Raw genomic sequence first — 15,833 nt, 5'->3', positions numbered from 1 at the left:
TTCTGATGTGAATCAAGCAAACGACTATTTTGTCGTGAAATGACGTGACCTTGATTGTATCTGTTACTAAGACGATTATAATTGCGTGATCTAATTAACACTTTAAGGCGGTATAATGCAGCACAGGGCTCATCTTTTTTCGTTACGTATTGCCCATGCTTTACGTGAGTCGTTTAGTCGTTCTGATTATAACTCGGCTAAATTCGGAAAAGATTTATTAGCAGGTATCACAGTTGGTATCATTGCTATTCCTTTAGCGATGGCGCTTGCTATTGCGAGTGGTGTTGCACCTCAATATGGGCTTTATACGGCAATTATCGGTGGTATTGTGATTGCAATATCGGGTGGTAGTCGTTATAGCATTTCAGGACCCACTGCCGCTTTTGTTGTGATTCTCTATCCCATTGTTCAGCAGTATGGTTTTGGCGGTTTATTATTAGCAACGATAATGTCGGGGTTGATCTTAGTCATCATGGCGGTATTACGTCTTGGTCGTTTTATTGAGTATATCCCAGATGCTGTAACCCTCGGTTTTACCGGTGGTATTGCGGTGGTTATTGCAACATTGCAGTTTAAAGATTTTTTTGGTCTTCCTATCGAATCTTTACCGGAACATTATTGGGATAAACTGGCTGTATTAGCCAATGCATTGCCTTATTTACATTTACCGAGTTTTGCAGTCGCGGCGTTTACGCTTGTTATCATGCTGGTTTGGCCTAAATTAAAAACCGTGGTACCGGCTCATTTACCTGCAATTATCCTCGGCAGTTTATTGGCTATGGTATTAAATGACTGGGGGATGGATATTGCTACTATTGGTAGTCGCTTCCATTATTTATTACCTGATGGTACTCAAGGTGCGGGTATTCCACCATATTTACCTACTTTCGAGTGGCCGTGGTTACAAGCCGGTGTGAATGGACAACCACTAGAACTGAGCTGGAAGTTAATTTCTGATCTATTACCTGCGGCATTTGCGATTGCCATGTTAGGCGCAATCGAATCATTACTGTGTGCAGTGGTGCTGGATGGCATGACAGGTAAACGCCATAGTGCGAATAGTGAATTACTCGGTCAAGGTATTGGTAATATTGTGGTGCCATTTTTTGGTGGCATTACCGCGACTGCCGCGATTGCTCGCTCTGCTGCGAATGTAAAAGCCGGCGCGCAAACACCGATATCGGCTGTTATTCACGGTTTAGTGGTGTTGGCGAGTTTAGTGTTACTGGCACCATTATTGGCTTATTTACCTATGTCTTCGATGGCCGCGTTATTACTCGTTGTGGCTTGGAATATGAGTGAAGCGGGCAAAGCATTACACTTATTAAAGACCGCGCCGAAGAGTGACCTTTGGGTTTTCGCCATTTGTTTTTCGTTTACTATTGTGTTTGATATGGTATTAGCAATTACAGCGGGCATCTTGTTAGCAGCGGTATTGTTCATGAAAGAAATTGCAGAAATGGTTAAAGTCACCGATATTACCGATAATAAACGGCTTATAACCACTAAAATTCCGGCTGGTTGGCGGGTATTTAAAATTAACGGACCATTATTTTTTGCGGCTGCTGATCGCGTATTTTCAGAGTTAGCGGATAAAACCAATGAGGTTGATGGTTTTGTGCTGTATTTAGATGCGGTGCCATTACTCGATGCTGGCGGGCTAGCCGCTATGGAGCAATTCATTAATCAGTGTAAGATCTACAATACCCAAGTGATATTTTGTGATCTGCAATTTCAACCATTAAAAACGTTAGCCAGAGCGGGTGTGCAGCCTATTGGCGGCGTGACCTCTTTTAGTCCGACATTACATGAAGCATTAACTGAAATTGCCAATTATTAATTGCAGCTCGACCTTGTGTCTTACTGTGATTTCAGCGAAAATAGCGCCCATTAGATCTAACCCAATGAGAAGACTCATTCATGTCAAATAGCATTCTTGAGCAAGAGGTGTCGAAAAGACGTACTTTTGCGATTATCTCGCATCCCGATGCTGGTAAAACAACGATTACCGAAAAAGTATTATTATTCGGCAACGCATTACAAAAAGCCGGTACTGTGAAAGGTAAGAAATCGGGTCAGCACGCTAAATCTGACTGGATGGAAATGGAAAAAGAACGTGGTATTTCGGTAACAACATCGGTAATGCAGTTCCCATACCGTGACTGCCTGATTAACTTACTGGATACGCCTGGACATGAAGATTTCTCGGAAGATACTTACCGTACCTTAACCGCTGTCGACTCATGCTTAATGGTCATTGACTCGGCCAAAGGCGTAGAAACACGTACCGTAAAATTAATGGAAGTAACACGCTTGCGTGATACGCCAATTATTACCTTCATGAATAAAATTGACCGTGATATTCGCGATCCAATTGATTTGATGGATGAAGTTGAAGAAGTATTAAAAATTGCATGTGCACCCATTACTTGGCCGATCGGCATGGGTAAAGAACTAAAAGGTGTTTACCACATTTTACGTGATGAAGTGATCCTGTATAACTCTGGTCAGGGTCATATGATTCAAGACAGTCGTGTGATTAAAGGCATTAACAACCCAGAACTTGACGAAGCACTCGGCGATTACGCTGAGCAATTACGTGAAGAGATGGAGCTTGTTCAAGGCGCGGCAAATAAATTCGATTATGAATTATTTATGGCGGGCGAATTAACGCCGGTATACTTTGGTACCGCGCTCGGTAACTTTGGTGTTGATCATGTACTTGATGGTTTAATCGAGTGGGCACCTAAGCCGCAATCTCGTGTAACAGATCTGCGTACAGTCAAGCCAAATGAAGATAACTTCTCTGGTTTCATCTTTAAGATCCAAGCGAATATGGATCCAAAACACCGTGACCGTATTGCTTTCATGCGTGTTTGCTCTGGCAAATACAGCAAAGGCATGAAAATGAAGCATGTACGTTTAAATAAAGATGTCAGCATTTCCGATGCGGTCACCTTTATGGCGGGTGATCGTACTCAAACCGAAGAAGCATATCCGGGTGATATTATTGGTCTACACAACCATGGTACGATCCAAATTGGTGATACGTTTACCCAAGGTGAGTTATTGAAATTTACCGGAATCCCTAACTTTGCGCCCGAAATGTTCCGTCGTATTCGTTTGAAAGATCCACTAAAGCAAAAGCAATTGCAAAAAGGTCTGATCCAGCTGTCTGAAGAAGGTGCCGTGCAGGTGTTCCGTCCTCAACGCTCTAACGATTTGATCGTAGGCGCAGTTGGTGTGCTGCAGTTTGACGTGGTTGTGCATCGCTTACGTTCTGAATATAAAGTGGATGCGATTTATGAAGGCATCAGCGTGGCGACTGCACGTTGGGTTGATTGTGAAGATCCGCGTAAGTTAGAAGAGTTCAAAAAGAAAGCCTGGGACAATATAGCCCTAGATGGTGGTAATAACTTAACCTATATCGCGCCGACTATGGTTAATTTACGCCTTGCACAAGAGCGTTATCCTGATATTATTTTCCGTGAGACTCGCGAGCACTAAACGACAAATTTCACTGAATTTAGCAATAAACCTTACCTCTTTGGAGGTGAGGTTTTTTTTGAATAACATATTTATAATATTAACTCGCCTTCATTCTCAAGTTTTAAGTTGTTGATTTTCATTTGTTCTTTTTTAACAACTAGATATTTTTTGCTTTTTATGTGATTTAGATCGCATAAATTCTGATTTTAAATTTTAACTGTAGTATACTACGTCGGCCTTTTTATGTGGCTTCGCTCTTAAAAGAGTTTGAGCAAAAGACCACTAATTTTGCGCACGAAATACAATATGTGGAGCTATAATTGATATAGCTTTATTCAAAGACCCGTCTACCTGAGGCCCGTGAATGTCTGATACATCACCCGTAGTACAATTTACTGATTTAAATTTACCTGAACCAATTTTGCAAGTGTTGAATGATCTAGGTTATGAAGCACCTACACCAATTCAAGCTGAATGTATTCCGTTACTACAGAACGGTGGTGATGTGCTAGGTATGGCACAGACTGGTACGGGTAAAACTGCTGCGTTTGCACTACCATTATTGAGTAACATTGATACTGCATTGACTAAACCACAGATATTGGTGCTAGCACCAACTCGTGAGTTAGCGATTCAAGTTGCTGAAGCGTTCCAAACATACTCACGTCATATGCGTGGATTCCATGTGCTACCTATCTACGGTGGTCAAAGCTACCCTATTCAGCTAAAAGCACTTAAACGCAACCCACAAGTGATTGTTGGTACTCCTGGCCGTGTGATTGATCACATTAACCGTGGTACGCTTGATCTTTCTGGTATTAAAGCGTTAGTACTTGATGAAGCTGATGAAATGCTACGCATGGGCTTTATTGACGATGTAGAATCAATTCTGTCTAAAACACCTGCAGAACGTCAAATGGCGTTGTTCTCTGCAACTATGCCTGAAGAAATTCGTCGTATTACGAAACGTTTTATGACTAACCCAACTTCGGTTAAAATTGCAAATAAAACATCAACTGTTGAAAACATTGAACAAAAATGTTTAATCATTGGTGGTTTACAAGCAAAACTTGACGGCCTAACACGTATTCTTGAAACTGAAGACTACGATGGCGTGATCATCTTTGCTCGTACTAAAACAATGACTGTTGAACTTGCTGAGAAATTAGAAGCGCGCGGTTATTCTGCTGCTGCACTAAACGGTGACTTAAACCAAGCAATGCGTGAACGCACTGTAAGTCGTCTGAAAAGTGGCCAGTTAGATATTGTTATCGCAACTGACGTTGCGGCACGTGGTCTTGACGTTCCTCGTATTGACCTAGTTATTAACTACGATATCCCAACTGATACAGAATCATACGTTCACCGTATTGGCCGTACAGGCCGTGCTGGACGTAAAGGTACTGCAATCTTATTTGCAGCACCACGCGAACGTCGTTTATTAAAAGCGATTGAACGTGCTACACGTCAGCCATTAACTATGATGGATCTACCTTCACGTGATGATGTGACGAAAAAACGTATTTCATCATTCCGTGATCAGTTATCTGCACTTTCTTCTGGTAAAGAAAATCTAGATTTCTACAAAAACTTAGTTGGTCAACTTTCTGAAGAGTTAGAACTAAGCGAATTGGATCTTGCATCTGCGTTATTATTTATGGCCCAGAAAGAAAAACCATTAGTATTACCACCAGAAGCGCCACGTCGTGAACGTAGCTTCCGTGATGATGACCGTGGTGATCGTGGCCGTGATCGCAACGACCGTGGCGAACGCCGTGATCGTGGTGACCGTCCTGAACGTGGCGAACGTGGTGAGCGTCGTCCAGCTGCAGAAATGGAAGTTTTCCGTATTGAAGTTGGTCGTGCAGATGGTGTTCAAGTTAAGAACATCGTTGGCGCTATTGCTAATGAAGCGAATATCAACAGCCGTAACATCGGCGGTATCCGTCTACATGATGACTACTCAACAATTGAATTACCAAAAGGTATGCCAAGCGAGCAGTTACAACAACTACAACAAGTTTATGTTTGTAACAAAGCATTACGCATGAGCAAACTTGAAGGTGTTGCAGCTGAAGGTCGTCAAGAGCGTAGCCGTCCAGCACGTGATAACGATCGTCCAGCACGTGACAATGATCGCGGACATCGCGGTCAACGTCGTGAATCGACTGGTGGCGAAGAACGTCGTCCACGTCGTCCACGTCGTGACTAATTTTAGCTAGTTAATAGTTAAATATATGAAAAGGAGCGCTTGCGCTCCTTTTTTGCATCTGGGATATTAGTACTCATCATAATTCAGTTAATTTATAGGACTTCTTCTTGTGAAAATGGACCTCTCTACCACTGCGCCCGTCGCGATGAAACAAACGCATTCAATGACTATTCATCAGCATACACGTCAAGATGACTATTTTTGGTTACGCGACGATGAACGTAAAAACAAGCAAGTTTTAAGCTATTTAGAGCAAGAAAATAACTATACACAAGCGGTATTATCACCGTTAGTGTCATTACAAACCGAACTTTATGATGAAATGGTGGCGCGGGTAAAACAAGAAGATGCGTCAGTGCCGTATTTGAAGAAAGGTTATTGGTATCAAACCAGCTTTTCAGAAGGTAAGGAATATCCAGTATATAGTTGGCGTAAGGATAATACCGATGCCGAGTGGCAGGTATTACTCGATGCTAACGAACGTGCTAAAGGCCATGAGTATTATCAGTTAGGTGAATTAGCCATAAGCCCAAACCATCAAGTATTGGCTTTTTCTGAAGATACCGTGAGTCGTCGCCAATATCGTTTACGTTTCCTTAATCTTGATACCGGTAAAGCGTACCCGGAAGAAATCGAAGATACTGAATCTGTGGTGTGGGCGAATGACAGCAAAACGTTCTTTTATGTAAAAAAGCACCCAACAACCTTATTACCTTATCAGGTTTATCGTCATCAACTGGGTACCGATATCAGTACTGATGTATTGATATACGAAGAGTCTGACGATACCTTTTATACAGACATCTATAAATCAACCTCCGATGATTACATCATGTTGTCGCTAAGTAGTACCATGACGACAGAGGTGCACGCATTATCTGCAGATAAGCCCACTGAGGCATTTTCATTATTACGTGGTCGTGAGCGCGGACATGAATATAGTGTTGATCATTATCGTCAGCAATTTTATATTCGCAGTAATAAAACCGGTAAAAACTTTGCCTTGATGTCTGCAACATTAGCGACGATAGCGGATACGCAGCAATGGCAAACCATTATTCCTGCACGTGATGAAACATTATTAGAAAGTTATGAATTATTTCGTGACTGGCTAGTCGTTGAAGAGCGTGAGCAAGGTTTAACGTTTTTACGTCAAATTAACTGGCAAAGCAATGCAGAGAAAATCATTAAGTTTGATGATCCTACCTATACCGCTTGGTTAGGCACAAACCCGGATCCAGATACCGATAAACTACGTTATGGTTATTCAAGCCTAACCACACCAGCTACAACCTATCAATTAAACCTCGATAGCGATGAACGCGAAGTATTAAAACAGCAAACGGTTGTTGGTGATTTTTGTGCGCAAGAGTACCAGAGTGAACGCGTTTGGATAACGGCTGACGATGGCGTTAAGATCCCAGTATCTTTAGTATATAAAACTGCGTTATTTTCGAAAACCAACGCCAATCCAATACTGCAATACGCTTATGGCTCTTATGGCTCAAGTATTGACCCGTACTTTAGCGCGTCGCTACTGAGTTTACTCGACCGTGGTTTTGTTTATGCTATTGCCCATATCCGTGGTGGTGAAGAGTTAGGTCGTGATTGGTATGAAAACGGTAAACTACTGAAGAAAATGAATACCTTCACGGATTTTACCGCGGTAACCAAAGGTTTAATCGCACAAGGTTATGCCGATCCTAAGCGAGTCTATGCGATGGGCGGTTCGGCTGGCGGTCTATTGATGGGGACAGTCATCAACATAGCACCTGAGTTATATCATGGTGTTATTGCTGCTGTACCCTTTGTTGACGTAGTCAGCACTATGCTTGATGAATCAATACCACTGACTACCGGCGAATATGATGAATGGGGTAATCCCAATGAAGCGGAGTATTACCATTATATGTTGTCATACAGTCCTTATGATCAGGTCATCGCACAAGCTTATCCCCACCTGCTGGTGACAACAGGGTTACATGATTCTCAAGTGCAATATTGGGAGCCGGCTAAGTGGGTTGCTAAACTACGTGAATTAAAAACTGATGCCAATGTATTGTTGCTGCATACTGATATGGATACTGGCCATGGCGGTAAATCAGGTCGCTTCCAGCATTACCATGATACCGCGAAAGAATATGCTTTCATGCTGGATCTTGCTAAGAGTACTGAGTTGATTTAGTAAAGAGTACTGAGTTGATTTAGTAAAGAGTATAACGTTGTAAAATAAATAATGGGTAAGTGATCTAAGCCGCTATTCGTGGCTTTTACACTTGCTCTTCATTATCAACCAAGGGTATATTGCAGCCTTGACTTTATAGTTAAATTATTGAATTAAAACATTTAATTGTAATGTGTATATTTAATAAAATAGTTTATTTAAAGCTTTTTGTATTATGTCCTGAGGTTGAATTATGTCTAAATTAACGCTGTTACTGGCAGCTGTATTACTCTTGTCTGGTTGTAATAAAGAACTAGATACAGTCTCTGTTGAGCACCCTAAAGCAGTTAAATTCCAACGTGTTAATGAATCTACTGGCTCTATCTTTCGCGAAATATCGGGGCAGATCCGCAGCGCAGAACAATCGAGTCTAAGTTTTCGTGTTAATGGCGTACTGCAAGATATCTATGTCAATAAAGGTGACCGTGTTGTGACTGGACAACCGCTGGCCCAACTCGATGATTCAGACTTCTCGGTGGCATTAAACAAAACTCAAGCTTCATTAGGTTCATCTCGTGCTTCAGCAAAAGCCGCGAACGATCAATTGCAACGTGCGACTCGTTTACCTGAGGGCATCATCTCGTTGGCTGAGCTGGAACAACTCAGTAATAACGCTGAATCCGCACTGCAACAAGTGAAAGTGTTTGAAGCTGATTTAGCCCGCGCTAAACTGGAATTACAACGCACGATCTTACGTTCTCCATTTGACGGTCAAATTGCCGCGGTTAATGTGGATAATTTCTCTAAAGTGGCTAATGGTCAAGAGATAATAGAACTGATTGATGGCGATGCTTATGAAGTTGAAGTGTTATTACCTGAATCTATGATAGGTAACATTAATTACCAACAAGCGGTAACGGTGACAGTCTCGGCACTGCGAGATCTAGTGTTTGCTGGGGAAGTCAGTGAAATTGGCTCTCGAGTTGAAAATGGTAATGCTTTTCCCGTTACCATCCGTTTGCATCAAAGCAGTGACAAGTTACGCAATGGCATGTCTGGTTCGGTTAAGTTCACGGTAAACAACAGCAGTATCCCCGCTTATTTAGTCCCTTTAACAGCCTTAGACTTTACCTATTCTGCAACGGCCGAATCAGTCCAAGCTGCGTCGCTATACGTGATTAATGAGCAAACGATGTTATTAGAGCGGCGTAAAGTGAAAGTGGGTCATATCCGTGCTAATCGCATCGAAGTGTATTCCGGTATCTCTGAGAATGAAGCGATCGTCGTCGCTGGTATTCCATTTTTACGCGATGGTATGGCAGTTACTTTATGGCAAGCAAATTAGGAATTCGATATGGATAAGTTAACCCTATTTGCATTAAGAAATAATCGCTTTACTCAGTTATTATTAGTGCTGATTATCATTATCGGCAGTGCATCATTTTTAAATGCACCGAGTAAAGAAGATCCTGAGATCTTGGTGCGAACCGCGGTTATTGTGGCACAGCTCCCAGGCATGTCACCTGAGCGTATCGAACGTTTATTAACAAAACCCATAGAGCGTGAAGCAAAACAGATCCCAGAGGTCAGTGAACTAAAATCATTAGTCCGTACTGGTTATACCCAGATTAAAGTGACGGTTGCTGATAAGCATTTTAACTTACAGCCGATCTGGGATAATCTGCGTAATCGCATGAATGATCTGCAGTCATCATTACCAGAGGGCACGATTGGTCCTATCGTCAATGATGAATTCGGCCGCGTGGCGTCTGCAACGATTGCGCTTTATGGTGATGATTATTCGTTGCGTGAACTGGACCTGGTTTCGGAGTCAATTCAAGACCGCATTAGTGCCTTGTCGACAGTATCACAGGTGGATATCTACGGCGTTCAAGATGAACGTATTTGGTTAGAGCCAGATACCGACGCAATGAGTCGATTAGGGGTTTCGCCAGGAGTGTTAGTCGCGGCGTTACAAAATCAAAATATCGTCTTGCCTGGGGGTAAAATTAATACCGGTAAGTTAGAACTTACTATTGAACCAAGTGGTAATTTTGAAACGCTAGCGGATATTGAAAACTTGGTCATATTAGAGCCTGAAAGCGGGCAGAATATCTACCTAGGTGATTTACTCTCTGTGCGTCGCGGTTATGTGGAACCACAAAATACGCCAGTTTACTATAATGGTAAACCCAGTGTCGTGTTAGCTGTGTCTATGCTATCAGGGATCACCAGTGATAGTTTCGGCGCTGATATCAGTGAATTTGTGCGTCTAGAACAACAATTATTACCGGCAGGATTGCACTTTGAGCTGGCAACCTTCCAACCGGATAAAGTCGCGGCGGCAATTTCATCGGCGACGTCAAACTTATTTCAAACGGTTGCCATTGTATTAACTGTGGTGATGCTGTTTTTAGGTTTCCGTATGGGCATGATCGTGGGCACGATTGTACCGCTAACCATGATGTTGTCGTTTATTGGTATGCAAATATGGGATGTATCATTACAGCGTATGTCGATCGCCGCGATTATTGTCTCGCTGGGTTTGTTGGTCGATAACGGTATTGTGATCGCAGAGAATATTAATACCCGTATTATCCAAGGCATGAAACGCGAAGCGGCTGCGCTTGCGGCCAGTAAAACATTAGCTATTCCATTGTTAACCTCTTCATTAACCACCATTCTAGCCTTTATGCCGTTAATGCTAGCGCAGGATGTCGCGGGTGAGTATTTACGTTCATTATCACAAGTTATTATTATTGCGTTGATGTCATCTTGGTTGTTAAGTTTATTAGTCACCCCGTTAATGTGTGTGTGGTTTTTTTCAGCCAAAGCCACGCAGCAAACCGCAATGCCAACTTGGGTAATTGTGGTTAATCAATGGTACGGCCGTGTGTTAAAAATATTACTTAATTATCGTGTTAGCTTTATGGCGATGATGTTAGTGCTATTAATGCTGGCGGTGTATGGCTTTAAGTTTATTACCGTGCAATTTATGCCGGGCTCAGAGCGTAATCAGTATCTCGTTTATCTCAATCTACCCACAGGCACACCTACCTCGGAAACCGCTAAAGTCACCCAACGCTTTTTAACTTGGTTAAATGACGAGACTGAAAACCCGGATGTTACCAGCCATATTACTTATATCGGTGATGGTGGCCCCCGTTTCTTCCTCGCATTAGCGCCGGTAGATCGGGCATCGAATAAATCTTTTGTGGTGGTGAATACCCGTGATCTTGATTCTGCCTTGGTGATGATAGAAAAAACCAACAATTATATTCAGCAACAACTACCCGAAGCGTCAGGTCAAGCTAAACGTATGTGGCTAGGCGGCAGTGAGTTAGGCTTGGTTGAATATAAACTGCAAGGCCCAGATGGTGCGCTATTACAGCAAAAAGCCAAGCTGTTAATAGCTGCTTTTGCAGAGATTGATGGTGTTGTTGGTATCACTAATGATTGGGAAAATAACATTCCGAAGATCTTGGTGGAAGTGGATCAAGATCGAGCCCGCCGTGCTGGTATTAGCAGTCGTGATATTGCGTTGTCGTTAAATGGTTTCTTTGATGGTTACAAGGTGACTGATTTCCGTGACGGTGACCGGGTTATTCCTGTGTTGTTAAGGGGTAATCAATCACGTAATGATTTTGATAAGTTACGGAGTGTGGAAGTGACCTCAGGGCAGACTGGCGTGACGGTACCCTTGATCCAGGTTGCGGATTTTGGCGGTGAAAGCGAGCCTGCTATTATCCGTCGTGAGGATCAACAGCGTACTTTAGTGATAAGTGCGAAGCACCGACAGTTACAGGCCAGTGAGCTACATCAATTGATGCAACCAGAATTAGCGCAGCTTAATTTACCAAGTGGCTACCGTTTACGTTTAGGTGGTGAGTTACGTGGTGCAGATGAAGCGAGCAGTGCATTATTTGCCTATATGCCCCATTGTTTTGCGTTGATAACCTTGCTATTGGTACTGCAGTTAAATTCATTCCGCCGTCCCGCTATTATCTTAATGACGATCCCACTGTCCTTGATTGGTGCGGTATTGGGTTTGACAGTGACAGGGGCGTACTTCACTTTCCCGGCGATGTTGGGGATGTTTAGTTTAGCTGGGGTGATCATTAATAATGGTATTGTGCTTATCGATCAGATAGAAACTAATCGTAAGGCCAACATGTTGGTTAATGATGCGCTGATTGAAGCGGGTAAAGCGCGTTTACGACCGATTTTAATGACCACATTAACCACTATCCTTGGTCTTATTCCATTGGCTATTTGGGGTGGCGAATTCTGGTATTCGATGGCGATTGTGATGACCTTTGGTATGGCGGTGGGAACCGTGCTCACTTTAGGTGTGGTACCTGTGTTGTACAGTTTATTCTATCGTTCACAAGATATTCAGCAGCAAGCGAAATTGGTGATAAATATTTAGGTAATAGCAACGCGTTAACACTTCGTAATGCCTCTTCAAATTGAGAGGGGCATTGCTATTATATGATGTTTAATCAATAAAACTAACGTGGCATTGGCATGACCCGATTACGGCCAAGACGTTTTGCTTCATATAGCTGCAGATCGGCACGCGTTAGGATCTCATGACTGGTATCGCGCGGTTTATTCTCACTTACCCCGATAGAAACAGTAATGTTATCAATTACTTTACCCGTTCTTTTATCTCGAATACTTAAACGTTCAATCGCACGGCGAATAGATTCGGCATTCTGACGGGCAATGGTAAAGGTTTTATTTGGCAAGATAAGTACAAACTCTTCGCCACCATAGCGGAACACTTGCTCACCTTCTTGGCAACTGTCGGCAATACGTTTGGCGATGGCTTTTAATACTTGATCTCCGAGCTGGTGGCCGAAATCATCGTTAAAGGCTTTAAAGTTATCGATATCGACCATTAAGATCGAAAAATTACGGTTTAAAGTTGGGTTGCTGCAAAACGTTTCAATTTCTTTACTAAATACCCGGCGATTAAGCAGCCCTGTTAGGCTATCGTGCATGGCATCATGTTGCGTTTCTAATAAGGTTTCACGTAATTGTGCAATTTCGGCTTGGGCTTCGTGTAATTGGCTTTTGAAATGGCGTGTTGATGAGCGTACATCATGGGATTCTTTTACTAGCTCACGGACTGCAGATAATGTTTTTTCGATCGAAAATCCATCTTCTTCAACACAAGATAATTCGTTCAAACATTTGTTCAACATTCGATCAAATTCATTGGTATCATTCAGGGTATCGTGTAACGAGCTACTCAATTCATTGGTCATCGAATCGAGTTCACTGCGTAATTGGGTGAGCTCTTGTTCACGTTTATCAACAATAAAGCGTTGGTACAGTTCTTCACTCGCTGCCGGTGTACAAGTGCCGTGTCGGGCAATTTTCTCATCGAGCTGCTTTTTTAATGCACTATTATTATCAGAAACATAGTGATACCACAGCGCGTAGTTTGTTGGCGTCGTTGGAATCTGATACTGGATCATCAGCGGCATGGCTTTTTTGAAATATTGAGCAGATAAAGCAAAGAGTTTTTTCGACATGCAACTTTCCATAGAGGTTCTTAACGAATGATTAACCCTGCTATTAAATCAAATTATGCACCAAGTTACACTATCTCTTTATGTCACAATTTTTAATGAACTATTAAAGAAGGGCTGAATATATCGTGAAAGAGCTAATCGACAGTCACTGCCATTTAGATTTCGCCGACTTTAATACCGATCTAATAGAGGTCTTAGACCGAGCGAGGGATAAGGGGGTTCAACACTTTTTGGTGCCTGGTATTGGCGCGCATAATTGGCAGGCTGTCTTGGCGCTGGCCAATCAGCATGAGGGCGTTTATCCAGCGTTAGGTATCCATCCGTATTTTCTTGCTGACTTCGACGTCAATCATTTGCAATTACTTGATGAATATTTAGCAACAGAGAAAGATATTGTTGCTGTTGGTGAGTTTGGGCTCGATAAAGCGGTCGATTTTCCGTTCGAACAACAATTGCAAATTTGTAAGCAGCAACTATTGTTAGCTAAGCAATATGATTTACCGGTTATTTTACATTGCCGTAAAGCTCATAACGAATTGATTCAATTATTACAGCAGGTGAAATTACCCCGTGGTGGCGTGCTCCATGGTTTTAGTGGCAGCAGTCAATTGGGTATGCAATATATAAAACTCGGTTTTAAATTGGGGATTGGCGGGGTGATTACCTACCCAAGAGCGGCAAAAACGCGGCAAGCGGTCAGTGAATTACCGTTATCCTCATTATTGCTAGAAACAGACTCGCCAGATATGCCTATATCGGGTTATCAAGGAGGTCGAAATGAACCCGCTAACATTACAAAAGTGTTACAGACGTTGACAAAACTACGGCAAGAGCCGGAAGAATTAATTGCAAAAGCCAATCTTAGTTCATTTGTTGAGCTGTTTTTGTCTTAAATTGATTCAATCTGTAATAAAGCGTAATTTTTTGAAACTTTTTTTGGAGGTCTGATCTCAAGTATTTAACAAGTGGCTAATAACAGTTATAATCGCGCCAATTATTATAATCAATGATAAAATCGTAAATTTACTATTCATTACAATTCTATCTACTATTTTGATTGTGACATAAATACACAAAAACACTTCTGAAGCGAAACTTGGAGATTATTCCTGATGAATTTTGTAATGGGTATTGTAGGCGTTTTCGTTCTACTCGGCTTAGCTGTACTGTTATCTGATAACAGAAAAGCAATTAACCTTCGCACTGTTGGTGGCGCATTTGCTATCCAGGTTGCTATTGGTGCCTTTATTTTATACGTTCCTGTCGGTAAAGAGTTACTGCAAGGTCTTTCTACTGGTGTTGCTAACGTCATTGCTTATGGTAATGAAGGTATTCAATTCTTATTTGGTGACTTGGCGAAATTCAAACTTGGTTTCATTTTTGCAATCAACGTATTACCAGTAATCGTGTTCTTCTCATCATTAATCGCTGTTTTATACTATATCGGTGTAATGAGTGTGGTAATTAACTTTATCGGTGGTGGCTTACAGAAATTATTAGGAACAAGTCGTTCTGAATCACTTTCTGCAACAGCAAATATCTTTGTTGGTCAAACTGAAGCACCACTTGTTGTGCGTCCGTTTATTAAATCAATGACTAAATCAGAGCTATTCGCTGTGATGGTGGGTGGTCTTGCTTCTATCGCTGGTTCAGTGCTAGCGGGTTATGCTGGTCTTGGTATTAAAATTGAGTACTTGGTTGCTGCGTCATTCATGGCGGCCCCGGGTGGTCTATTAATGGCTAAAATCATTAAACCAGAAACAGAAACACCAAAATCGACGTTAGATGATCTTGATGATTCAGATGAAGAAAAACCAGCAAACGTACTAGACGCTGCTGCTGCAGGTGCATCTTCGGGTATGATGTTAGCACTTAACGTTGGTGCAATGTTAATCGCATTCGTTGGTCTAATCGCATTAGCAAATGGTATCACAGGTGGTATCGGTGCTTGGTTCGATATGCCAGAGCTAACAATCCAAATGATCTTAGGTTGGGTTTTCTCACCATTAGCATTCGTAATCGGTGTGCCATGGCACGAAGCGGTTGCGGCTGGTAGCTTCATCGGTCAAAAACTGGTTGTGAATGAGTTTGTTGCTTTCCTAGACTTCGTTAACTACATTAAAAATAACGAATTGTCTGAGCATACACAAATCATCATCTCATTTGCACTGTGTGGTTTTGCTAACTTCTCATCGATTGCAATCTTACTGGGTGGTTTAGGTAGCTTAGCGCCTACACGCCGTGCAGATATTGCAAGCATGGGTCTGAAAGCGGTACTTGCTGCTTCTCTTGCTAACTTAATGAGTGCTGCATTAGCTGGTCTGTTCTTGGCTTAATGTGCTTAGTTTAAAATAGTGATAATTTATACACTGTTGTCATGACGGTTATAAAATAATAGATGCCTCCAAATTGTTTAATAGACAGT

General features: G+C 42.1%; 9 protein-coding genes. 8 read left to right on the top strand and 1 reads right to left on the bottom strand.

Features of this window, described 5'->3' with window-relative positions:
* Positions 1–115 precede the first annotated feature (115 nt).
* From dauA to PE36_RS00335, 6 genes are all read left to right on the top strand, one after another.
* On the top strand, positions 116–1,840 hold the full coding sequence (gene dauA / locus PE36_RS00360) for a C4-dicarboxylic acid transporter DauA (RefSeq protein WP_006029951.1): 1,725 nt from the start codon (positions 116–118) through the stop codon (positions 1,838–1,840).
* 80 nt (positions 1,841–1,920) lie between these two features.
* Positions 1,921–3,507, top strand: a complete 1,587-nt coding sequence (prfC, locus tag PE36_RS00355) for a peptide chain release factor 3 (RefSeq protein ID WP_006029950.1) — start codon at positions 1,921–1,923, stop codon at positions 3,505–3,507.
* Between the two features lie 346 nt (positions 3,508–3,853).
* Positions 3,854–5,701: a DEAD/DEAH box helicase gene (locus PE36_RS00350; RefSeq protein ID WP_006029949.1), complete on the top strand. Its 1,848-nt coding sequence runs from the start codon at positions 3,854–3,856 to the stop codon at positions 5,699–5,701.
* 115 nt (positions 5,702–5,816) lie between these two features.
* Entirely contained in the window at positions 5,817–7,886 is a 2,070-nt protein-coding gene (locus PE36_RS00345; protein ID WP_006029948.1) for an oligopeptidase B, read from the top strand.
* A gap of 232 nt (positions 7,887–8,118) precedes the next feature.
* Positions 8,119–9,210, top strand: a complete 1,092-nt coding sequence (locus tag PE36_RS00340; protein ID WP_006029947.1) for an efflux RND transporter periplasmic adaptor subunit — start codon at positions 8,119–8,121, stop codon at positions 9,208–9,210.
* Between the two features lie 9 nt (positions 9,211–9,219).
* Entirely contained in the window at positions 9,220–12,294 is a 3,075-nt protein-coding gene (locus PE36_RS00335) for an efflux RND transporter permease subunit (protein WP_006029946.1), read from the top strand.
* 82 nt (positions 12,295–12,376) lie between these two features.
* Here PE36_RS00335 and PE36_RS00330 read toward each other — a convergent pair whose 3' ends face one another.
* On the bottom strand, positions 12,377–13,408 hold the full coding sequence (locus tag PE36_RS00330) for a GGDEF domain-containing protein (RefSeq protein WP_043993537.1): 1,032 nt from the start codon (positions 13,406–13,408) through the stop codon (positions 12,377–12,379).
* Positions 13,409–13,533: 125 nt separating this feature from the next.
* Between PE36_RS00330 and PE36_RS00325 the strand changes: the two genes are divergently transcribed.
* Positions 13,534–14,301 carry a TatD family hydrolase gene (locus tag PE36_RS00325; RefSeq protein ID WP_043993535.1) on the top strand — a complete coding sequence of 256 codons (768 nt, stop codon included), beginning with the start codon at positions 13,534–13,536 and terminating at the stop codon, positions 14,299–14,301.
* A gap of 219 nt (positions 14,302–14,520) precedes the next feature.
* On the top strand, positions 14,521–15,744 hold the full coding sequence (locus PE36_RS00320) for a NupC/NupG family nucleoside CNT transporter (protein ID WP_006029943.1): 1,224 nt from the start codon (positions 14,521–14,523) through the stop codon (positions 15,742–15,744).
* Positions 15,745–15,833 lie beyond the last annotated feature (89 nt).

It is taken from the genome of Moritella sp. PE36, from assembly GCF_000170855.1.
Lineage (GTDB): Bacteria > Pseudomonadota > Gammaproteobacteria > Enterobacterales > Moritellaceae > Moritella.
This window is presented reverse-complemented; position numbering and strand designations above follow the sequence as displayed.

Coding starts and splice junctions, on each gene's coding strand:
- PE36_RS00320 (WP_006029943.1), top strand. CDS start 14,521: ATGAATTTTGTAATGGGTATTGTAGGCGTTTTCGTTCTACTCGGCTTA.
- PE36_RS00330 (WP_043993537.1), bottom strand. CDS start 13,408: ATGTCGAAAAAACTCTTTGCTTTATCTGCTCAATATTTCAAAAAAGCC.
- PE36_RS00340 (WP_006029947.1), top strand. CDS start 8,119: ATGTCTAAATTAACGCTGTTACTGGCAGCTGTATTACTCTTGTCTGGT.
- dauA (WP_006029951.1), top strand. CDS start 116: ATGCAGCACAGGGCTCATCTTTTTTCGTTACGTATTGCCCATGCTTTA.
- prfC (WP_006029950.1), top strand. CDS start 1,921: ATGTCAAATAGCATTCTTGAGCAAGAGGTGTCGAAAAGACGTACTTTT.
- PE36_RS00345 (WP_006029948.1), top strand. CDS start 5,817: ATGGACCTCTCTACCACTGCGCCCGTCGCGATGAAACAAACGCATTCA.
- PE36_RS00335 (WP_006029946.1), top strand. CDS start 9,220: ATGGATAAGTTAACCCTATTTGCATTAAGAAATAATCGCTTTACTCAG.
- PE36_RS00350 (WP_006029949.1), top strand. CDS start 3,854: ATGTCTGATACATCACCCGTAGTACAATTTACTGATTTAAATTTACCT.